Source organism: Caulobacter sp. DWR3-1-2 (assembly GCF_049896225.1).
GTDB lineage: Bacteria > Pseudomonadota > Alphaproteobacteria > Caulobacterales > Caulobacteraceae > Caulobacter.
The window spans coordinates 419,507-439,773 of the sequence record NZ_JAFCTW010000002.1 but is presented as its reverse complement, the minus strand read 5'-3'; the positions used below and the strand labels follow the sequence as shown (position 1 = coordinate 439,773).

Below are 20,267 nucleotides of genomic sequence, written 5' to 3'. Positions count from 1 at the left end.
TCGCGGCAAAGGCCGCGAGTACGGGGGTTTTCATGAGAATTCTGGCTATCATCGCGCTGGCCGCGACCGTCACGGCCTGCGCCACGACGGAAGAGGTAATTCCGGTCGGCTATGTGCCGGCCGCGGTTCCGGCTGTCGCCGGCGCTGACTCCATTCTGGTCACGGTGACCGCCGTTGACGGTCGTTCCACCAACCGCGCCCGCATCTCCACCAAGATCAATGGCTACGGCATGGAGATGGCGCCGATCCGGTCCAAGGAAGAAGTCGCAGACATCGTGCGTGATGCTCTGAGCGCCGAGTTCAAGCAACATGGCTACAGGCTGGCGTCCGGCGGGCCGAAGGTCGAGGCGAAGGTCACCACCTTCTACAACCAGTTTGGCGTGGGCATGTTCGCCGGCAAGGCCAATTCCGAAGTCAATGTGACCGTGTCGGTGACCTCGCCTTCAGGCGCCCAAGTCTACACCCGCGACCTGGCGGGCAAGGCGAGCAAGTCGGTGCAGATGGCCAGCGGCAAGAACGCCGTGGCGTCGTTGACCGAGGCTTTGGCCGACGACTTCAAGACCTTGTTTGCAGATGAGGCCTTCACCAAGGCGCTCTCGGCTCAATAAAGCGATCAAACCAAAAAAGGGCGCGGCGACGTTTGTCCCGCGCCCTTTCCCATGGGTGCCTTGGGCCAGAGCATTTTTCGAGCGAAGTGGCTCCGGTTCGCGTGAAGAAAAATGCGTCAAAACAAAAGATTAGAGCTCACGGCCTGACGCAGTCAGGTCGGGAAATGCTCTAGCGAGCGATGAAGGCGCGCTTGCAGATTTCCGCGCCGAAACCCGACGACATCTGGCCTTCGGCGTCAGCCATGGCCGCTGCCGCGATCAGACCGCCGCCGCCCGTCGAGCGATCGATCTCGTAGTCGGCAACCACCTTGTCGGTGGCTGGATCGATCAACTGGGCCACACCCTTTATCGTGTTGGACGAGCCGACGAGGATCGTCATGCCGGCGTTGGCCTTCTTGAAGCCGGTGATGTTAACCTTCAGCAGCAGGGGCTGGGTCCCCTTGGCGCAGGAGGCCAGCTTTTCCGCGACGTTTTTCTTGAAGGTCGTTTCGAAGGCGGCGCTCGCCCCGGTTGGGGTGTTGACGACGATCTCCTTGACGAAAGCGTTTTTCGAAATGTCCGACGAGATTTGGGCGATGGTGTCGCCCCCCGACTGCGTGACGCAGCCGGTGGTCATCGCGCAAAGCGCGGCTACAAGGAAAATACGACGCATGATGGCTCCAACTTAGGCATTGGCTGAAACCGTTTCAGCCCCCCAGCGCACCATAGCAAACCTTAAGGTTGCAGCGTAAGGGCGCTTGTCGCTGTTCGTTCAAATCATCGCCCGCGAGCGATCGTCGGCGCCTGACAGCGCCTCCGCCACCACACCCAGCGCGCGTTCCAGCTCGGCCTGATCCCTGGCCGCGCCCAGACACAGCCGCACGCCGCTCTCCAGGCCTGGGGCGACGATTGGGGCGCCGGGCGGGGTCAGTTCGACACCGCAGCGCAGGGCGCGGCCCGCCAGGCGTTCGGCCGCCAGCTCGTCCATCGGCAGCCAGATGTGCGGGCTGAAGGCCGAGGCGGGGGTCTCCATGGCCGGGCCAAGGATCCCACGCGACAGGGCCAGCCGCTGGCCCATCTCGTCGCGGATCTCGCCGGCGATGGCGTCGGCCGAGCCGTCCTCGATCCACTGGGTGGCGATCAGGGCGCCGAAATTGGGGGGGGCGTAGAATTGGGCGCGCACCGCGTGGATCACCCGCTCGAACACCTCGCCCGGCGGGGCCAGCAGGAAGCCGACCCGCAGGCCGGGCGATAGCGCCTTGGAGAGCCCCGAAACGTGGATCGTCCGTTCGGGCGCCAGCTCGACCAGCGCGGGCAGGGGATCGCCACCAAAGATCGCATAGATGCCATCCTCGATGATCCACAGGTCGCGTTTGCGGGCGACCGCCACGATGTCGGCGCGGCGCGCGGCGCCCATGATCCGGCCAGTGGGGTTTTGCAAGGTGGGCAAGACGAACACCGCCTTGGCCCCGTTCGCCGCCGCCCGGTCCAAGGCGTCGGGCAGCAGGCCTTCGCCGTCCATGGCCACGCCGGTCAGGCGATAGCCGGCGTGGTCGGCCAGCACCCGGGCGCCGGGGAAGGTGGCGGCCTCGCACAGCACCTCGTCGCCCGGCCGGCACAGGGCGGCCAGGGCCAGGCCCAGGCCCTGCTGGGCGCCGGCGCAGCAGATCAGCTGGCGCCAGTCGGCGCGTTCGACCCCGGCGGTGCGCGACAGCCAGGTCGCGAAGGCCCTGCGGTGGGTCTCAAGCCCTGTCGATGGGGCGTAGGCCAGGTTGTCGATCAGGTCGGATCGGCGCTGCAGCCGGGCCAGGGTCTGGACGATCCGCGCCGCGCCGGGGCCGACCGGCGCGATGTTCTGGCTGAGATTGATCGGGCCCTGGTCTTTCATCACTGGCCGCCCGGCGGTGGCCGCGTTCCGCACGAAGCTGCCGCGCCCGACATGACCTTTGACCAGCCCGGCCTTCTCAGCCTCGACATAGGCGCGGGTCACCGTGCCCAAGCCCAGGCCCAGGCGATGGGCGAGTTCGCGCTGCGGCGGCAGACGGTCACCGTCGTTCAGGGCTCCAGACGCGATGTCGGCGCGTAGCGCGTCGAGCAGGCGCTCGTAGAGCGGCGAGTCGCCGGGCGGGAGGGTCGGGGTCCAGGCGGCCACGCAAGTCTCCAGAATTGTCACTGTAACAATATAGGTTTTGACTCGTGATGCAATCGGCAAGATTACCGTGACATTCGTCGGATTGGAGTGTCCGCCATGACCGCCCAACTTCTGCTCGCCTTCGTCCTGTTCGCCTTCGCCACGGCTGGCACGCCCGGCCCCAACAACATGATGCTGCTGGCGTCCGGCGCGAACTTCGGGTTTCGGGCGACGATCGTGCACATCCTGGGGATCAGCGTGGGACTAGGCGTGATGGTGCTGGCCATGGGGCTGGGACTGGGCGGGGTGTTCAGGGCCTGGCCGGTGCTGCACGAGGTGCTGCGCTGGGTCGGGGGCGGTTATCTGCTGTGGCTGGCCTGGAAGATCGGCACGGCCAAGGGGATCGGCGACAGGGAGGCCGGCGCGCGGCCGATGACCTTCCTCGGCGCGGCCGCCTTTCAATGGGTCAATCCCAAGGCCTGGGCCATGGCCCTGACGGCCGCCAGCACCTACACGCCCGAGGGCTCGAGCAGCGCGGTGTTCATCGTGGCCGGGACCTTCATGCTGGTCGGCGCGCCCTGCAGCGCGGCCTGGGCCGGTTTCGGCCAAGGGATGAGACGGTTCCTCGACCGCCCCGCCGTGTTGCGGACCTTCAACCTGACCATGGCCGCGCTGCTGGTCGCCTCGCTGTATCCGCTGGTTGTCGAGACCGGTTGAGCGGCGAGAGCTTGCCTCGAACGCCGGATCGGGCCCACATCAGTGGCCAATCCGAGGTCCGCCCATGCGTTTCCCGCTCGTCCTGACCGCTGTCCTGGCCTTGGCCTGGACCCCCGCCTTGGCCCAGGACATCAAGGTCACAGTGGTCGGTCGCGACTCGGTAGTTCTGACCCCGGCCGACCTCAAGGCCCTGCCGCGCGCCAAGGCCACCTTCACCGCCCACGGCCATCCGATCACCTACGAAGGCGCGGTGCTCAACGCCGCCCTGCTCAAGGCCGGCGTGGTGTCGGGCGACCGGCTGATGGGCCGCTATCTGAACCAGGTGGTGGTCGCCAAGGGCGCGGACGGCTTCACCGCGACCTATTCCCTGGGCGAGACCGACCCGATCTATCGGACCAATCCGGTGATCATCGCCGACAGCAAGGACGGCCAGCCGCTCGACGCCAAGGAGGGCCCGTATCGGCTGGTGGTCGACGGCGACCTGCGCCCGGGGCGTTCGGTGCGCATGTTGGCCTCGGTGGAGGTCAAGCCCGTGCCCTGAGGCGGAACTCGACGGCGGCGATCGCTGGGGGTACAGAGACCGCCCCACCCCTTCCAGACCATGTGACCCTCCCTTGCGACTGCCCCAGGCCCGCCTCGACCAAGTTCTCGACCGCTTCCGCGAGGTGGAAGCCCGGATGGGCGCCGCGACGGACGGGGCCGAGATCGTCAGGCTCTCCAAGGAGCACGCCGAAATCCGCCCGGTGGCCGAGGCCGTCGAGGCCCTGGCCAAGCTGGCCGCCGAGCGCGCTGGCCTCCAGGAGATGGCCGCCGACCCCGAAATGGCCGCCATGGTCGCCGACGAAATCCAGGCCCTCGACGAGAAGCTTCCCGTCATGGAGCGCGACCTGGCCCTGATGCTGGCCCCTCGCGACAAGGACGAGAACGCTTCCGCCATTCTCGAAGTCAGGGCTGGCACGGGGGGCGACGAGGCGGCCCTGTTCGCCGGCGATCTCTTCCGCATGTACCAGCGCTACGCCCAACTTCAGGGCTGGAAGGTCGAGGTCGACAGCGTCTCCGAGGGCGAGATGGGCGGCTACAAGGAAATCATCGCCTCGGTCAGCGGCGACGGGGTGTTCGGTCGCTGGAAGTTCGAGAGCGGCGTCCACCGCGTCCAGCGCGTGCCGGCCACTGAGGCCCAGGGCCGCATCCACACCTCGGCCGCCACCGTCGCCGTGCTGCCCGAGGCCGAGGACGTCGAGATCGAGATCAACGACGCCGACATCCGCATCGACACCTACCGCTCCTCCGGGGCCGGCGGCCAGCACGTCAACAAGACCGACTCGGCCGTCCGCATCACCCACCTGCCCACCGGCGTGGTCGTCACCTCCTCGGAAAAGTCCCAGCACCAGAACCGCGCCAAGGCCATGAAGAACCTCAAGGCCCGGCTCTACGACATGCAGCGCCAGGCCCTCGATGACGCCCGCTCCGACGCCCGCAAGACCCAGGTCGGCAGCGGCGACCGCTCCGAGCGCATCCGCACCTACAACTTCCCGCAAGGGAGGGTCACCGACCACCGCATCAACCTGACCCTCTACAACCTCTCCCGGGTGATGGAGGGCGATGCCCTGGACGACATCATCAAGCCCCTGATCGCCGAGGACCAGGCCGCCCGGCTGGCGAGCCTGGAAGAGGGGTACTAGAGCATTTCCCGACCTGACTGCGTCAGGCCGAGAGCTCTAATCTTCTGTTTTGACGCATTTTTCTTCACGCGAACCAGAACCACTTCGCTCGAAAAATGCTCTAGCGAAGGGCCGCTCAAGGGCGTCGCCCGCAAGCCCGACGGTCGCGACACCAAGAACAGCTGATGCGCCTTAAACCCTTGGTGGATCGGAGCTCTGGCGTCTGACGATGTCAAGGACCGCCTCTGGCGGCCGCGTCGCGGCGGCGCTCCGCCCCGTCCTTGACATCGTCAGACGCCAGAGCAAGCTCGCCATCAAGGTTTCAAGGCGCGGCCTCGCCGACGCGGACGGTGGCTTCGCCGGCAGGGCCTGGGCCGTCATGCGGGGAAATCTGACGTGGAAACATTACCGTTCGACCCGGCCGACTATCTGGAGAGCGAAGAGGGCATCGAGGCCTATCTTGCCGACGCGCGATCGTTCGGGTCGCAGGCCCTGTCGGAGGCCGTCGAGGTTGTGGCCCGCGCCAGGGCGCGGGCGTCGACCAAACGCGCCTTGCCTCCCCAGAGCGGGGCGGGAAAGAGGGTTCAGCTAAACCCCCTTCTCCAGCACCACGAACTCCAGCGCCTGCCGCGGCGTCCCGAACCGTTCTCCCACCGGGAACGGCTCGCGTTCGCCGGTCAGCGCGTAGCCGCGGCGCTGATACCAGGCGATCAGGGTGTCGCGCAGGTGGACCACCGTCATGCGGACGCGCTTGGCGCCCAGCCGGGCGGCGTGGGCTTCGGCCTGGGCCAGCAGGGCGGCGCCCAGCTTGCGGTCCTGGAGGTCGGGGCGGATGGTCAGCATGCCCAGGTACCAGACGTCCTCGCCCGGACTGTCGCCGTCCGGCTGCAGCCAGACACAGCCCAGCAGGGGGCCGTCCGCCGCGTCGCGTAGGGTCAGCAGTGTGGCGCCCGGAGCGTCGGCCAGGTCCTGCCAGAGGCTGTCCAGGTCGATGCGCTGGCCGTCGATATAGCCGGCCTCGGTGGTCCAGCCGGCTTGCGCGCCCTGGCCGCGATAGGCGCTGTTGACCAGGGCCACGAGGGCGGGGAAGTCGGTCTCGGCGGCGGGGGCGAAGATCATGGGTGGAGGTTTAGCGGGTCGTGGCCTTCTGCTTAAGCCACCTTTTCTCCGCTCATCCCGGCATCCGCCGGGACCAGAGGATTTTTGTCAGGCCGGCGGCGGCTTGCGACCCCGGGCCTGGTTCCAATAGCGGCCCGAGGCGCGTTTGACGACGCCGGCCTCGCGCTGCAGGAATTCCCAGGGATGGAAGGCCAGGCCGACGGTGTCGGCCATGGCGGCGCCGCGCTCGCCCATCGGCTTTTCGGGGCCGGTGGTGGAGTCGATGGCGGTCTGGTGCTCGATCTCGGCGTTCAGCTCGGCGCCGACCAGCACGGTCATGATCGAGAACCACATCCAGACCATGAAGGCGATGATGGCGCCCAGGGGGCCGTAGGTGGCGTCATAATGGGCGACGGTGTTGACATAGAGCGAGAAGCCCAGCGAGCCGATCAGCCAGGCTGCGGCGCCGAACACCGATCCCCAGATCACCCAGCGCCAGCGGGGACGGGCGCGGCAGGGCGCGAAGCGGTAGAGCATGGCGAAGGCGCCGGTCGTCACCACCAGCACGATCAGCCAGCGCAGGGGGATCCAGATCACCGCCGCGCTGCTCAGACCCACATGCTCCAGCACGATCGGCGCGCCGATCAGCACCCCGGCCAGCACCCCCGCATAGAGCAGGGCGCAGAAGGTGAAGGCGTAGGTCCACGCGGTCTTGGTGACGAAATTGCGCTTGTCGTCCTCGTCATAGGCGACGTTCAGCCCGTCGAAGAGCGCCTTCATGCTGGCGTTGGCGCTCCACACCGACAGCAGCAGGCTGACCACGAAGGCGACGCCCAGCTTGGTCTGTTCCTGGCTGGCCAGGCGCAGCATCTGCTCGCCGACGATGTTGACGACGCTGGCGGGGAAGACGCTGGACATCTCCCGCAACTGCTTCTCGACCGCCCCGACGTCGGCGAACAGGCCGTATAGCGACACGAAGGCGCCGATGGCCGGGAACAGGGCCAGCAGGGTGTAGAAGGTGACGCCCCCGGCCACGGCCGGCAGGCGGTCGGCCTCGATCTCGCGGAAGGTGCGCCACAGGATGTCGCGCCAGCCCAGCATCGGGATGTGGTGGGGATGGTGGGCGGCGCGGCCGCGCAGGGGTTCGACCTGGTCGAAGTCGTGCGGCGGCATGGCCCGGTCCTCGGACAGGCCGGGCGGGTTCTCGATGGGCGTTTCGCTGGGGAGGCGGTCGGCGGCGCCCGTGGGGCCGGGCGCGCGGCGGGGCAGGGCGAAGGGCGCCAGGGCCAGCAGGGCGATCCACGGGGCCAGGTGATAGGGGCGCGAGGCGATCCACGACCGGAGGGGGCGTCGCGGCGCTTTATCTGTCATGGTGTGGCCCTCCGGGGGAGGAACTCGCCGGGCGCCGCTCCGTTCCTGCGCCGGTCTTACCCTGTTTCGCGGCTTGCCAAGCCCTGAGTCGTCATCGACCTTGCCGGCCATGCAAGCGCCAACACCGCAGGCGAGTATCGTCAGCCTCTACCGCCACCCCGTGAAGGGGTTCACGCCCGAACGGCTGGCGGCGGCGCAGCTGGTGGCCGGCGAATGCTTTCCGTGCGACCGGCTCTATGCGGTGGAGGACGGGCCCAGCGGCTTTGACCCCGACGTGCCGGCCCATATCTCGAAGATGAAGTTCACGGTGCTGGCCAAGATCCCCGCCGTCGCCAAGGCTCGCACGGCCTATGACGACGCCACCGGCCTGCTGACCGCCAGCGCCCAGGGCCAGCCGGACTTCGCCGGCGACCTGCGGGGCGAGCCGGGGCGGCGCGGCTTCGAGGCGTGGCTCGAGGCTTTGTTGGGCGACGCGATCAGGGGTCCGCTGCGAGTGGTGGAGGGGCCAGGCGACTACCGGTTCATGGACAGCCGGTCGGGCTATGTGTCCATCGTCAATCTCGCCAGCGTCCGCGACCTTGCGGCCAAGCTGGCCCGCCCCGTCGATCCGCTGCGGTTCCGCGCCAACCTCTATGTCGAGGGCTGGCCGGCCTGGATCGAGAACGACTGGACCGGCCACGCCCTGCGGGTCGGGGCGGCGCGGGCCCAGGTGCTGAAGCCCATCGTCCGCTGCGCGGCCATCCATGTCGATCCGGTCACCGCGCAGCGCGACATCGAAATGGTCAAGGCGCTGTTCGACCATTACGGCCACATGTTCTGCGGAATCTATATGAAGGTGGAAGAGGGCGGGACGGTGCGCGAGGGGGATGGGGTGGGGCTAGTCTAGCCCTGGCAATCGGCGCGTGGCGTCCATGTTCTGATGCAGAATTCGGACGATCTCCATCACACCGGCTTCAAGACGATAGAAGATGAAGTGCGATCCGACGGGGCGCTTGCGAAAGGCGTGGTCAGGCGCCTCAAGCACGGTTCCGACGCCAGGGCGCTCGGCGATCAAGCCGATGGTGGCGCGCAGGTCATGAAGGTAGCTTGCGGCCCGCCGCGCACCCCGATGGTCGCGTGAGTAGTCCCAGATATCGTCGAGATCACGCCGGGCGTCGTGCGAAAGCCGATAGGCCTTCACTCCGCTAAGCTTCGCTTTCGCCTTGCAGCTTCTCCGCGATAAAGCCGTCGAAGTCGAAGTCATGGATGAACCCGCTCGCCACGCCTTTGGCTAGTTCGGCTCTTAGCGCCGTCATACGCGCTTCCTGGTTCTCCAACAGACGCAGGCCCGCCCGCACGACCTCGCTGGCCGAGCCGTAGCGTCCTTCTCCGATCTGGCCTTCGATGAAGGTCTGGAAGTGGTCACTAAGAACGATCGAGGTATTCTTGCTCATCGGGTCCTCCGAGCCACATATTACCAAAATCTGGTACCAAACTCAAACTCGCCCCGGCGCCGCCGACGCGCTAAGGAGCCGCCCATGACCCTGACCCTCGTCAAAGCCTGGACCGCCGCCAAGGAACGTCTGAAGATTGTTCAGATCGATCAGCCGGCGATCGACGCCCGCCTGCTGCTGGAAGTGGCCGCCGACGTCACGCGCACCGACATCATCACCGATCCCTACCGCGAACTGACACCAGACCAGGAGGCGACGCTCGACGACTTCCTGAACCGTCGCGCTCGGCGCGAGCCGGTCAGCCACATCATCGGCCGCAAGGGGTTCTGGAAGATCCTGCTGCAGGTCAACAAGAACGTCCTGACGCCGCGGCCCGAGACCGAGGTCATCGTCGACGAGGTGCTGAAGGCGTTTCCGGAGCAGATCAGCTTCAACATGCTCGACCTCGGCGTTGGCTCGGGCACGATCCTGCTGGCGGTGTTGGCCGAGCGGCCGGCCGGCAAGGGGCTGGGAATCGACGTCTCCGAGGAGGCCCTCGCCGTGGCGCGCGAGAACGCCGCCAATCTGGACCTGGCCGGCCGCGTGGCCCTGATGCGCGGCGACTGGACCAACGGACTGGGCGACGACAGCTTCGACCTGGTGGTCTCCAACCCGCCCTATATCGCCACCCACGTGATCGAGAGCCTCGAGCCGGAGGTGCGCGACCACGAGCCGCGCCTGGCCTTGGACGGCGGTCCCGACGGCCTGGACGCCTACCGCTTCCTGGCCGGCGAGATCCTGCGGGTGCTCAAGCCCGGCGCGATGTTCGCCGTCGAGATCGGCTACGACCAGTCCGAAGCGGTCGAGACACTGTTCAAGGAAGCCGGCGGCCAGAACGTACGGACCATCAAGGACCTTTCGGTCCACGACCGCGTTGTCACCGGCACGAAATAGGCGGGCCGGCGAGAGGGTCGAAAAATCCCTTGGAAAGCCCGGCGTGAGGCGCTAGACGGATAAGGCCTCCTTCCAAAACGCCGGGTGACGGGAAAAGCGGTCGTCTTCGATGATCGCAAGGCTCCCCCGGCAGGCGCGAACGGCCCAACAGGCTGATCGCCGCGCCCGAACCGGGCGGAGGCTCTACGGAAACCAGCGTCTCTAGACAATCGAAGGCCGAACCGCAGGGTTCCACCCCGCTCGAAGAGACCAAACAGCCGGACGTGACAGTGATCGCCGCCGGACAGGTTCAGAAGAGAACATGAGAGATTTCAAGGGCATGAAGCGCCAGCGCGGCCGCAATAATCGCGGCGGCATGGTGAGTGGCGGCAAGCCTCAGCAGCACAACGCCAACCGGGCCTTCGATTCGAACGGCCCCGAAGGCGTGAAGGTGCGCGGCGCCGCCCAAGGCGTTTATGAAAAGTACCAGCAACTGGCCCGCGACGCGACGTCGTCCGGCGACCGGGTTCTGGCCGAGAACTATCTGCAGCACGCCGAGCACTATTTCCGCGTGTTGCGGGCCATTCAGCCGAATCGCCCCGTCAGCGACATCATCGGCAAGGACGCCTATTCGGCCTACGAGATCGACTTCGAGGCCGAGCCGGAAGAACAGCCCGAGATCCCCGAAGTCGTCCAGACCGAGACCCAGGGCGACGGCGAGAACGGCAACGACGGCCAGACCAACGAGGGCCGCCGCGACCGCTTCGAGAACCGGCCGCGCGACGACCGGCCGCGGGACAACAATAGCAATAACAACAACCAAAACCGTGACCGCTTTGACGGTCAGGGCCAAGGCGGCCAAGGCCAGGGTCAAGGCCGCCGCGACCGTTGGCGCGAACGCGACGAGCGTCCGCGCGACGACAACCGCCCCCGTGATGACCGCCCCCGCGACGACCGTCCTCGTGACGACCGGCCCCGGGAAGATCGGCCCCGGGAAGATCGGCCTCGTGATGATCGTCCGCCACGTGAAGAGCGTCCCCGTGACGACCGGCCGCGTGAGGAGCGCGCGCCGCGCGAAGATCGTTTCCGTGACGAGCGCCCTCGCGAGGACCGCGTCCGTGAAGACCGTCCCGCCGTCATCGCCGAAGCCGTCGAGGCCGCGCCGACCGAAGCCCGCCGCGAGCGTCCGCGCCGCGAGCGCGCGCCCCGCGACCGTGATCCGATGGCGGTGATCGAGCCCCAGGCCACGCCGCTGACCAGCGAGGCTCCCTCCTCGCCGCTGCTGCGCAGCCAGGACGGCGATGTCAGCCACGCCCCGGCCTTCCTGGGCCGCAAGACGCCGCGCGCCGAGCCCGCCGCGGACGCCGGCCCGGTCTCGACCTCATCGGTGCTGGCCGCCGACGCCGAGGCCGCCCCGGCCAAGCCCAAGCGTCGCCGCGCCCCACGCAGCTTCGAAGGCGCCGCGCCTGGGTCGGACGACGCTTGACCGCCGTGCTGTGACCGCCATCGGCGTCTGATCCTCCGCCGCAGGCGGGGGATGATGCCGTGCCGGGCCGAGCGCCTGCGGCCGCCCCGCCGATGCGACGTGAGGGGTTGAAATGGCGGAAGCTTTGTCGCTAGGGATTTGGACCCTTTCGGAAAGACCGTCGGAGACCCCATGCGCCCGGTTCTGCTCCTCCCCCTCGCCGCCCTGACCCTGTCGGCTTGCGCCTATAATCCCGAGTTGGGTCGCCAGCAGATGACCATCATCGACGACGCCAGCTTGGCCAAGGCCGGCGAGCAGGCCTGGAGCCAGGCCCTGGCGACCAGCAAGGTCAGCCCGGACAAGGCGGCGACCGCCCGGGTGCGGGCCGTGGGCCAGCGCGTGGTCGACGCGGCGGGGCTGGGCGGCCGGCCGTGGGACTATGCGGTCTTCGAGGATACAGCCCCCAACGCCTTCGTGCTGCCCGGCGGTCATGTTGGGGTCACCACGGGCCTGGTCAAGTTGGTCGACAATGACGACCAACTGGCCGCCGTGATCGGTCATGAGGCCGGTCACGTCGTCGCCCACCACGCCGCCGAGCGACAGTCGCAGACCGTGGCCTCGAGCTTGGTGCTGGGCGTTCTGGGGGTGGCGGCCGGCTCGTCAGACGCGGCGCGCGCGATCAACAGCTATGGCGCGACGGGCGCGAAGTACGGCTTCCTGCTGCCGTTCTCGCGCAAGCAGGAGTTGGAGGCCGACCGGTTGGGGGTCGATTTCATGCAGCGGGCCGGTTACCGGCCGCGCGAGGCGGTGGTGCTGTGGACACACATGCAGGCCCAAGGCGGTTCGAACAGCCCGCAGTTCGCCTCGACCCACCCGTCGGACGCCTCGCGGATCGCGGCGCTGCAAACATATATCGCCGGCCGCGGCTGGTGACGCTTGTGTGGCCCATCGGCCACACTACATCCCCTGAAGCCGCGTTGCGCTTGATCAAGGCGACGCGGCCGAATCCGCCGACATTGGGGATATCATGAAAATCGACCTCTATTCCGACCGCGCCAAGACCGCCGTGCAATCCGCTCAAAGCCTGGCGCTAGCCCGGGGCCATCAGCAGCTCGGCCCTGAACACCTGCTCAAGGTGCTGCTTGAGGAGAAGGACGGCCTCAGTCGCGCCTTGATCCAGAGCGCCGGCGGGCGGCCCGACGCCGCCGACGCCGCGACCGACGCCCTGCTGGCCAAGACGCCGCGCGTCGACGGCGCGGGCGGCCAGCTGTTCATGAAGCCCGACACCGCACGGGTGTTTGACGCGGCCGAGACAGGCGCCAAGAAGGCCGGCGACGCCTTCGTCACCACCGAACGCCTGCTGATCGCCATCGCCAAGGAAGGCGGCGACGCGGCCAAGATCCTAAAGGACGCCGGCGCTAGCGCCCAGGGCCTGGAGACCGCCGCCGCCGCCGTTCGCAAGGGTCGAACCGCCGACAGCGCCTCGACCGAGGACGGCTATGACGCCCTCAAGCGCTATGCCCGCGACCTGACCCAGGCGGCTCGCGATGGCAAGATCGACCCGGTGATCGGCCGCGACGAGGAGATCCGCCGCACCATCCAGGTGCTGAGCCGCCGCACCAAAAACAATCCCGTCCTGATCGGCGAGCCCGGCGTCGGCAAGACCGCGATCGTCGAGGGCCTGGCCCAGCGCATCGTCGAGGGCGATGTGCCCGAAAGCCTGAAGGACAAGAAGCTGCTGTCGCTGGACATGGGCAGCCTGATCGCCGGCGCGAAATATCGCGGCGAGTTCGAGGAGCGGCTCAAGGCCGTGCTCGGCGAGGTCACCGCCGCCGAGGGCTCGATCATCCTGTTCATCGACGAGATGCACACGCTGGTTGGGGCCGGCAAGAGCGAGGGGGCCATGGACGCCTCCAACCTGCTGAAACCCGCCCTGGCGCGCGGCGAGCTGCACTGCGTGGGCGCCACCACGCTGGACGAGTACCGCAAGCACGTCGAGAAGGACGCCGCCCTGGCGCGCCGGTTTCAGCCGGTGTTCGTCGGCGAGCCCACGGTGGAGGACACCGTCTCGATCTTGCGCGGGCTGAAGGAAAAGTACGAGGTGCACCACGGCGTGCGGATCTCGGACTCCGCCCTGGTCGCCGCCGCCACCCTGAGCAACCGCTACATCGCCGACCGCTTCCTGCCGGACAAGGCCATCGACCTGATGGACGAGGCCGCTAGCCGGGTGCGGATGGCGATCGACTCCAAGCCCGAGGAACTGGACGAGATCGACCGCCGCCTGGTGCAGCTGAAGATCGAGCGCGAGGCGCTGAGCAAGGAAACTGACGCGGCCTCCAGGCAGCGCCTGGAAAACCTTGAAGTCGAAGTCGATGACCTGCAGTTCCGCTCCGACGAGATGACCGCCCGCTGGAAGGCCGAGAAGGACAAGGTCGGCGGCGCCGCCCAGGCCCGCGAGGCTCTGGACCGCCTGCGCGCCGATCTCGCCTCCGCTCAGCGGGCCGGCGACTTCGCGCGGGCCGGCCAGATCCAATATGGCGAGATCCCCGCCCTGGAGCGCCGCCTGGCGGAAGCCGAGAGCGGCGAGGGCGGGACCCAGAAGGCCCTGACCCCCGAGGTCGTCGACGCCGAGCAGATCGCCGCCGTGGTCAGCCGCTGGACGGGCGTGCCGGTCGAGAAGATGCTGGAAGGCGAGCGCGAGAAGCTGCTGAAGATGGAGGACGCCCTGCGCGGCCGCGTCGTCGGCCAGGACGAGGCGCTGGAGGCGGTGTCCGACGCCGTGCGGCGCGCTCGCGCGGGCCTGCACGACCCGTCCAAGCCGATCGGCTCGTTCCTGTTCCTGGGTCCGACGGGCGTGGGCAAGACCGAGCTGACCAAGGCCCTGGCCGAGTTCATGTTCGCCGATGAGCATGCGATCACCCGCATGGACATGAGCGAATACATGGAGAAGCACTCGGTCAGCCGGATGATCGGCGCGCCCCCCGGCTATGTCGGTTATGACGAGGGCGGGGCCCTGACCGAGGCCGTGCGCCGGCGGCCCTATCAGGTGCTGCTGTTCGACGAGATCGAGAAGGCTCACCCGGACGTTTTCAACGTGCTGCTTCAGGTGCTGGATGACGGCCGGCTCACGGACGGCCAGGGTCGGACGGTCGATTTCAGGAACACCCTGATCATCATGACCTCCAACCTTGGCTCGGAATATCTGGCCGGTCAGGAAGACGGTTCGGATGTGGAAGAGGTGCGGCCTCTGGTGATGAACACGGTGCGCGGCCACTTCCGTCCCGAGTTCCTCAACCGGATCGACGAGATCATCCTGTTCAAGCGGCTCTCCCGCGCCAACATGGGCGACATCGTCCGCATCCAGCTGCAACGGGTCGACAAGATGCTGGCCGAGCGTCGCATGACGCTGTCGCTGGATGCCGGCGCCCTGCAGTGGCTGGCCGACAAGGGCTATGATCCGGTCTATGGCGCGCGCCCGCTCAAGCGGGTGATCCAGAAAGACCTGATCGACCCAATCGCCAAGCGGCTGCTGGCCGGCGAACTGGAAGATGGCGGCGTGATCGCCGTAGGGACCGGCGACGGTGGCCTGGCGATCGGCAAGGCGACCCTGCAGTAGGCTTGCGAGGCTTCAGCGGGGCGGACGTGATCATCGTCCGCTCCGCTGAAGCATTTTTCGAGCGAAGTGGTTCCGGTTCGCGTGAAGAAAAATGCGTCAAAACAACAGATTAGAGCTCACGGCCTGACGCAGTCAGGTCGGGAAATGCTCTAGCGAGCCGCAGCATCTCGTACGGCGAGGAAGACCCGCCGGCCCCGAACGACACTCCCGGCGGCCGCGCCCAGAACCAGCGCGCGGTGATCCAGGTCCTGGGCGAGATCATATCACCAGATCTCCTCCGGGAGCGGGTTTCAGGAGGCCGCCTGAGCCGCCGCGATCAGGGCGTCGTCGATCTCGGCGGCGCGCTTGGCGGCCGGCCGGGCGCTGATCCCGGCCCAATAGGCCTCGAACGCCGGGCGCTTCTCGATCGAGCCGAACATCATGCCCCAGCCGATCTGCGAACCGACATAGACGTCGGCCGCCGAGAACCTGTCGCCGGCGATGTAGGTCTTGCCGGTGACCGCCGTCTCCAGAGCGTCGAGCGTGTCTTCCAGGCAGCCATAGCCCGCCATGGGCTTGCGATCAGCGGGAACCTCGAAGCCGAGCGACTTGTTGGTGACTGCGGATTCCACGGGCCCGCAGGCGAACATCAGCCAGCGATAATAGGTCCCGCGCTCGGGCGAACTCACGGGTGGGGCCAGGCCCTTCTCAGGGAAGGCGTCGGCCAGGTAGGCGCAGATCGCCGCGCCCTCGGTGATCGTGACGCCGCGATGGGTGATGGCCGGCACCTTGCCCATCGGGTTGATGGCCAGATAGGCGGGGGCTTTCATTGACGAGGCATAGTCGAGCACCTCGGTGCGATAGGGCGCGCCGACTTCCTCGAGCATCCAGCGGATGACCCGGCCACGCGACATTGGGTTGGTGTAGAAGACGATTTCGTCGGTCATGGCGGCCTCCGTGGAACGAGGCGCGATCCTAGCGCGCGGCCTCGGCGAAGCAATCTCGACGATCGGTGCTATCCGATCTTCGCGCCGTTTCAGGTGGCTTGGAGCGCGGCTCATCGCCGCGTGCCCAAGGTTGCATCCTCGGAAATCCCGAACCCGACTTCAGTGCTCGAACCGCTTGCTAGAGCATTTCCCGACCTGACTGCGTCAGGCCGTGAGCTCTAATATTTTGTTTTGACGCCCGTCTGACCGCGCACTCGCCCGCATGAGCGGAACCAGCCTCGCGGCCCCGGCGCGCGAAGGCGCCCAGGCCTCAGCCCACCTTGGCGGACGCGTCCTCCGTCTCGCCCAGGCTCCTGGCCAGGGCCAGGATTTGGCGGCGTTGATGCAGGGGGATCTTCGGCACCAGGGTGGCCAGCTCGACCCCCTCGCTCGACATCATGAACCGCTGCAGGCTCTTTGTACGGCGCTCGTCGTGCATCTGCTCGTCGGTGGCGTTAGCCAGATCGACGACCGACAGGCCCTCGAAGAACCAAGCGACCGAAGCCTGCAGGGTCACGGCGATACCATAGAGCTTGGAGGCGCTGACCCGATTAGCGCCACGCTCGTATTTCTGAAGTTGCTGGAAGGTGATGCCAACGCTCTCGGCCAGTTGGGTCTGGCTCAGGCCCAGCGATTTGCGGCGCATGCGCACCCGCGCGCCCACGTGGATATCGACGAGGTGAGGTTCGTGATCGGCGGCCAAAGGCGTCTCCTCGGTCGGAGACACAACAGGCCTCCTTTCGCTTAGACGCCGGGGACGGGGCGCCCCCTCAAGCCAAGGTGGTTATTTTCTGTATACCGTGTTGTTTGGTCACAGGCCGATGTCGCTAGCCAAGCGGCTTTTGAGCCGGCGGACGGGTCACGGCGGCCACCGCGTGGTCGGCGTCGCTGGCCTGGCGCAGGGCGCGGAGGTCTTCGCTGATCCGGAAGATGGCGACGTAGAATTCGCAGAAGGCGCGCCAGAGCAGCACCATGGCCGCGGCGACCAGCAGGCCAGCGATCAGCACTGGGAAAGCCAGCAGCAGAGATTGTGGGCCAGGCTCCTTGAGGGCTAGGCCGACGGCGGCGCCCACCACGGAAAAGGCGAACAGCGCCACGACGCCCAGACCCGCCCAGTAGATCAGATGGATCACCGGTCCCGTGACGAGCCGATCGAACGTCAGCAGGTCCCAGAACAGACCGTTCGAGCCGCGCGCGTTGGATTTGTTGGCCGGAGCCATCCGACACCCCTCATGTCAGCGGAAACACACCCGCCCGGTAAGCTGCATCGCTAGCAGCGTGAAGCCCGCTCGGCAATGCCGAGCGGGCTCCGGACCGTCTATCGCCGCAGGCCTGGCTTATTGCGGCTTGGCGCCGGCCAGGGTGGCGTCGATCTGGGCCTTGGTGGCCGTGGTGGCGAGACTGCCGTCGGCGCCCGCGCTGAAGCTGGCCTTGGGCAGGGCGAACTTCTTCTCGCCGCTGGTCACGACCACATTGGTCGAACCGCCAGCGCCGGCCGATGCGCCAGAGATGACGCCCACCACGGCGCCGGAAGGATCCTTCACCGCCGAGCCGACCTTCAGGTCGAGGGCCACATTGGCCGAGGACGGCGTACCGGCCGCGTCGGCGTCAGCCGCCGTGGTCGAGGTCGTCGTGCTGCTCGTGGTGGATTGAGCCGGCGCGGTGGCCGAAGGCATGGCCGGCGCGGCGGTTGTCGCCTTGGCCGGGGCCGTCGTGGTGGTGGTGGTCGATGAGGTCGTGGCTGGCGGCAGCTGCGTCGGATTGGTCGGCGCGGCCGGGGCCGTCGATTGGGCGAATGCAGCGCCAGCCAGCGAAAGCGTCGCGGCGGCGGCGAACATGGCGATCTTGGTCTTCATGGTTTTGCGCTCCGTCTTGCAGGCCCCCGCCTTGCCAAACAAAACGCGACCTAATCAGTCACGGTTCCGAAATAGTCGGTAACAGAGCGTGACCATTTCGCGGCGAAATGTGGCGGCCTGAGGTTGAGCGCCACAATCTGGATAGGGCGTGGGTTGGGACGGGGAGGCGCGCATGCGCGCGTCCCCAATCGTGGAGCGGCGATCGCCCCTAAACCATGCCCACCGTGCGCAGACGCGCACGCGGATGGATCTCGTTCTGGCTCATCACCACGGTCTGGCCGCGGAAGCGCTCGATGATCGAACGCACATAGGGCCGCACGCCGGGGCTGGTCAGCAGCACGGCGCTGTCGCCGCCCATGGCCGCCTGGTCGAAGGCGTCGCGGACGCCGCGGATGAAGTCCTGCAGTCGCGAAGGGGCCAGGGCCAACTGCTTGTCCTCGCCCGAACCAACCAGGGCCTCGGCGAAGGCCTGCTCCCATTCGGCCGACAGGGTGATGATCGGCAAGCTGCCGTCCTCGCCGCGATTGGACCAGCACAGCTGACGCCCCAAACGGGCGCGCACCTGCTCGACCAGCTGGGTCACCGAGGCGGTGTGCGGCGCGGCCTCGCCGATCCCTTCCAGGATCTGCGGCAGGTCGCGGATCGACACGCGTTCCTTGAGCAGGGCCTGCAGCACGCGCTGGATGGTGGTGGCGCTGACCACCGAGGGGATCAGGTCGTCGACCAGCTTCTTCTGGCCCTCCGGCAGGTCCTTCAGCAGCTTCTGCACCTCGGCGTAGGAGAGCAGGTCGGTCATGTTCTCCTTGAGGATCTCGGTCAGGTGCGTGGTCAGCACGGTGGCCGGATCGACGATGGTGTAGCCGCGGAAGGTGGCCTCCTCGCGCATCGCCTCTTCCACCCAGGTGGCGGGCAGGCCAAAGGCGGGTTCGCGCACGTGCTCGCCGGGCAACTCCACCTGGCCGCCGCGCGGGTCCATGGCCATCAGGCAGCCCAGCCGGACCTCGCCGGCCCCGGCCTCCATCTCCTTGATGCGGATCGCGTAGCCCTGGTTGGCCAAGCGCATGTTGTCGAGGATGCGGACCGGCGGCATCACGAAGCCAAACTCGGTGGCCAGGGTCTTGCGCAGGGCGCGGATCTGGTCGGTCAGCTTGCGGCCGTCCAGGTCGTTGATCAGGGTCAGCAAGCCGTAGCCCAGCTCGATCTTGACGTCGTCTATGGCCAGGGAGGCGCTGATTGGCTCCTCCTCCGGCTCGGCCGAGCCCTCGGCCAGGGCGGCCATGGCGGCGGGGTCGAGCGGCTTGGGCTGCTTGGCCGTCATGGCGCGGCGATAGGCCAGATAGCCCGAGCCGATCGACAGGGCGGCGAACGGGATGATCGGCATGCCCGGGATCAGGGCGATGACGCCGGACGAGGCCGAGACCATGCCGAGGGCCACCGGGTTCATGGCCAGCTGGGTAATCAGGGCGGCGTTGGCGCTGCCTTCGACGCCGGCCTTGGAGACCACCAGGCCGGCGGCGATCGAGATGATCAGGGCCGGGATCTGACTGACCAGGCCGTCGCCGATGGTCATCAGGGTGTAGCTGGCCGAGGCCTCGCCGATCGGCATCTTGTGCTGGACGACACCAATGAGAATGCCGCCGATGATGTTGATGGCGGTGATGATCAGGCCGGCGACGGCGTCGCCCTTCACGAACTTGCTCGCGCCGTCCATGGCGCCGAAGAAGGTGCTTTCCTGCTCCAGATCCTTGCGGCGCTGCTTGGCGGTGTCCTGGTCGATCAGGCCGGTCGACAGGTCGGCGTCGATGGCCATCTGCTTGCCGGGCATGGCGTCGAGCGTGAAGCGGGCGGCGACTTCGGCGATCCGGCCCGAACCCTTGGTGACGACCATGAAGTTGACCACCACCAGGATGATGAAGACGATCACCCCGATGACGAAATTGCCCTGCATCATCAGGTTGCCGAACGCCGCGATCACCGCGCCGGCCCCGTGCGAGCCTTCCTGGCCATGGCCGAGGATCAGGCGCGTCGAGGCGATGTTCAGCCCCAGCCGGTAGAGGGTGGCGACCAGGAGCACGGTCGGGAACGAGGTGAATTCCAGCGGCTTCTTGATCAGCACAGCAGTCATCAGGATCAACACCGAGCCGGTCAGCGAAATGGCCAGCAACAGGTCCAGCACCATCGCCGGGACGGGGATGATCAGCAGGACGATGATGCCGACGATGCCCAGGGCCAGGCCCATTTCGCCGCGCAGGATCCCCGCCCACAGCGAGCTGGCGCTGGGCATGGAAGAGGCGGTCTTGGGGACGGCGGCGTCAGCCATGCAGATCCTGGGTCCGGTGGAGGCCCCGATCGCGATGAAGCGATTTGCGGGGGGCCGCCACGTCCTTAGTGAAAGTTAGCCATGTCGGGCGCCGGACCGATGGTCGCGGCCCTCCGACAGGGCCGGCGAACTCGA

The 20,267-nt window shown here is 67.5% G+C and carries 20 protein-coding genes and 1 pseudogene; 9 read left to right on the top strand and 12 right to left on the bottom strand.

Annotated elements, in window-relative coordinates:
• The first annotated feature begins 32 nt into the window (after positions 1–32).
• The gene (locus ACP696_RS04455; protein WP_426013222.1) at positions 33–608 is read left to right on the top strand and encodes a YajG family lipoprotein; all 576 of its coding nucleotides are present in this window, start codon (positions 33–35) and stop codon (positions 606–608) included.
• 169 nt (positions 609–777) lie between these two features.
• Here ACP696_RS04455 and ACP696_RS04450 read toward each other — a convergent pair whose 3' ends face one another.
• Positions 778–1,260, bottom strand: coding sequence for a hypothetical protein (locus tag ACP696_RS04450; protein WP_426013221.1), 483 nt, complete (start codon positions 1,258–1,260; stop codon positions 778–780).
• Positions 1,261–1,359: 99 nt separating this feature from the next.
• The gene (locus ACP696_RS04445) at positions 1,360–2,739 is read right to left on the bottom strand and encodes a PLP-dependent aminotransferase family protein (protein WP_426043504.1); all 1,380 of its coding nucleotides are present in this window, start codon (positions 2,737–2,739) and stop codon (positions 1,360–1,362) included.
• A 96-nt stretch (positions 2,740–2,835) separates the two neighbouring features.
• On the opposite strand from ACP696_RS04445, the gene ACP696_RS04440 reads away from it, so the two are divergent.
• The 3 genes from ACP696_RS04440 (at position 2,836) to prfA (ending at position 5,117) form a co-directional block, all read left to right on the top strand.
• On the top strand, positions 2,836–3,435 hold the full coding sequence (locus ACP696_RS04440; protein WP_426043503.1) for a LysE family translocator: 600 nt from the start codon (positions 2,836–2,838) through the stop codon (positions 3,433–3,435).
• A gap of 64 nt (positions 3,436–3,499) precedes the next feature.
• Positions 3,500–3,976, top strand: coding sequence for a molybdopterin-dependent oxidoreductase (locus tag ACP696_RS04435; protein WP_426043502.1), 477 nt, complete (start codon positions 3,500–3,502; stop codon positions 3,974–3,976).
• Positions 3,977–4,049: 73 nt separating this feature from the next.
• A complete protein-coding gene (prfA, locus tag ACP696_RS04430; protein WP_426013213.1) occupies positions 4,050–5,117 on the top strand; it encodes a peptide chain release factor 1 in 1,068 nt (355 codons plus the stop codon).
• 567 nt (positions 5,118–5,684) lie between these two features.
• Here the strand turns inward: prfA and ACP696_RS04425 are convergent.
• On the bottom strand, positions 5,685–6,215 hold the full coding sequence (locus ACP696_RS04425) for a GNAT family N-acetyltransferase (protein ID WP_426043501.1): 531 nt from the start codon (positions 6,213–6,215) through the stop codon (positions 5,685–5,687).
• An 87-nt stretch (positions 6,216–6,302) separates the two neighbouring features.
• Positions 6,303–7,565: a YihY/virulence factor BrkB family protein gene (locus ACP696_RS04420; protein WP_426013209.1), complete on the bottom strand. Its 1,263-nt coding sequence runs from the start codon at positions 7,563–7,565 to the stop codon at positions 6,303–6,305.
• 109 nt (positions 7,566–7,674) lie between these two features.
• Between ACP696_RS04420 and ACP696_RS04415 the strand changes: the two genes are divergently transcribed.
• Positions 7,675–8,451 carry an MOSC domain-containing protein gene (locus tag ACP696_RS04415; protein WP_426013207.1) on the top strand — a complete coding sequence of 259 codons (777 nt, stop codon included), beginning with the start codon at positions 7,675–7,677 and terminating at the stop codon, positions 8,449–8,451.
• Here the strand turns inward: ACP696_RS04415 and ACP696_RS04410 are convergent.
• Together ACP696_RS04410 and ACP696_RS04405 are read right to left on the bottom strand one after the other, a co-directional pair.
• Complete coding sequence (locus tag ACP696_RS04410) at positions 8,443–8,745, bottom strand: type II toxin-antitoxin system RelE/ParE family toxin (protein WP_426013205.1); 303 nt, start codon at positions 8,743–8,745, stop codon at positions 8,443–8,445. The genes ACP696_RS04415 and ACP696_RS04410 overlap by 9 nt on opposite strands.
• A gap of 4 nt (positions 8,746–8,749) precedes the next feature.
• Entirely contained in the window at positions 8,750–8,998 is a 249-nt protein-coding gene (locus tag ACP696_RS04405; protein WP_426013203.1) for a type II toxin-antitoxin system ParD family antitoxin, read from the bottom strand.
• Positions 8,999–9,082: 84 nt separating this feature from the next.
• On the opposite strand from ACP696_RS04405, the gene prmC reads away from it, so the two are divergent.
• From prmC to clpB, 4 genes and pseudogenes are all read left to right on the top strand, one after another.
• The gene (prmC, locus tag ACP696_RS04400) at positions 9,083–9,931 is read left to right on the top strand and encodes a peptide chain release factor N(5)-glutamine methyltransferase (RefSeq protein ID WP_426043500.1); all 849 of its coding nucleotides are present in this window, start codon (positions 9,083–9,085) and stop codon (positions 9,929–9,931) included.
• Positions 9,932–10,232: 301 nt separating this feature from the next.
• A pseudogene (locus ACP696_RS04395) lies at positions 10,233–10,490 on the top strand (DUF4167 domain-containing protein); the annotation flags it as partial.
• 1,077 nt (positions 10,491–11,567) lie between these two features.
• Positions 11,568–12,308 carry a M48 family metallopeptidase gene (locus ACP696_RS04390; RefSeq protein ID WP_426013199.1) on the top strand — a complete coding sequence of 247 codons (741 nt, stop codon included), beginning with the start codon at positions 11,568–11,570 and terminating at the stop codon, positions 12,306–12,308.
• A gap of 94 nt (positions 12,309–12,402) precedes the next feature.
• Complete coding sequence (gene clpB / locus ACP696_RS04385; RefSeq protein WP_426013197.1) at positions 12,403–14,991, top strand: ATP-dependent chaperone ClpB; 2,589 nt, start codon at positions 12,403–12,405, stop codon at positions 14,989–14,991.
• A gap of 109 nt (positions 14,992–15,100) precedes the next feature.
• On the opposite strand, the gene ACP696_RS04380 is transcribed toward clpB, so the two are convergent.
• The 6 genes from ACP696_RS04380 to flhA form a co-directional block, all read right to left on the bottom strand.
• Entirely contained in the window at positions 15,101–15,253 is a 153-nt protein-coding gene (locus tag ACP696_RS04380) for a hypothetical protein (RefSeq protein ID WP_426013195.1), read from the bottom strand.
• Positions 15,254–15,281: 28 nt separating this feature from the next.
• A complete protein-coding gene (locus ACP696_RS04375; RefSeq protein ID WP_426013193.1) occupies positions 15,282–15,917 on the bottom strand; it encodes a glutathione S-transferase family protein in 636 nt (211 codons plus the stop codon).
• Positions 15,918–16,227: 310 nt separating this feature from the next.
• Positions 16,228–16,683, bottom strand: a complete 456-nt coding sequence (locus tag ACP696_RS04370; protein WP_426013191.1) for a helix-turn-helix domain-containing protein — start codon at positions 16,681–16,683, stop codon at positions 16,228–16,230.
• 100 nt (positions 16,684–16,783) lie between these two features.
• Positions 16,784–17,176 carry a DUF4282 domain-containing protein gene (locus tag ACP696_RS04365; protein ID WP_426013189.1) on the bottom strand — a complete coding sequence of 131 codons (393 nt, stop codon included), beginning with the start codon at positions 17,174–17,176 and terminating at the stop codon, positions 16,784–16,786.
• Positions 17,177–17,293: 117 nt separating this feature from the next.
• Positions 17,294–17,812, bottom strand: coding sequence for a hypothetical protein (locus ACP696_RS04360; protein WP_426043499.1), 519 nt, complete (start codon positions 17,810–17,812; stop codon positions 17,294–17,296).
• Between the two features lie 208 nt (positions 17,813–18,020).
• Positions 18,021–20,132 carry a flagellar biosynthesis protein FlhA gene (gene flhA / locus ACP696_RS04355; RefSeq protein ID WP_426013185.1) on the bottom strand — a complete coding sequence of 704 codons (2,112 nt, stop codon included), beginning with the start codon at positions 20,130–20,132 and terminating at the stop codon, positions 18,021–18,023.
• Between the last annotated feature and the right edge of the window lie 135 nt (positions 20,133–20,267).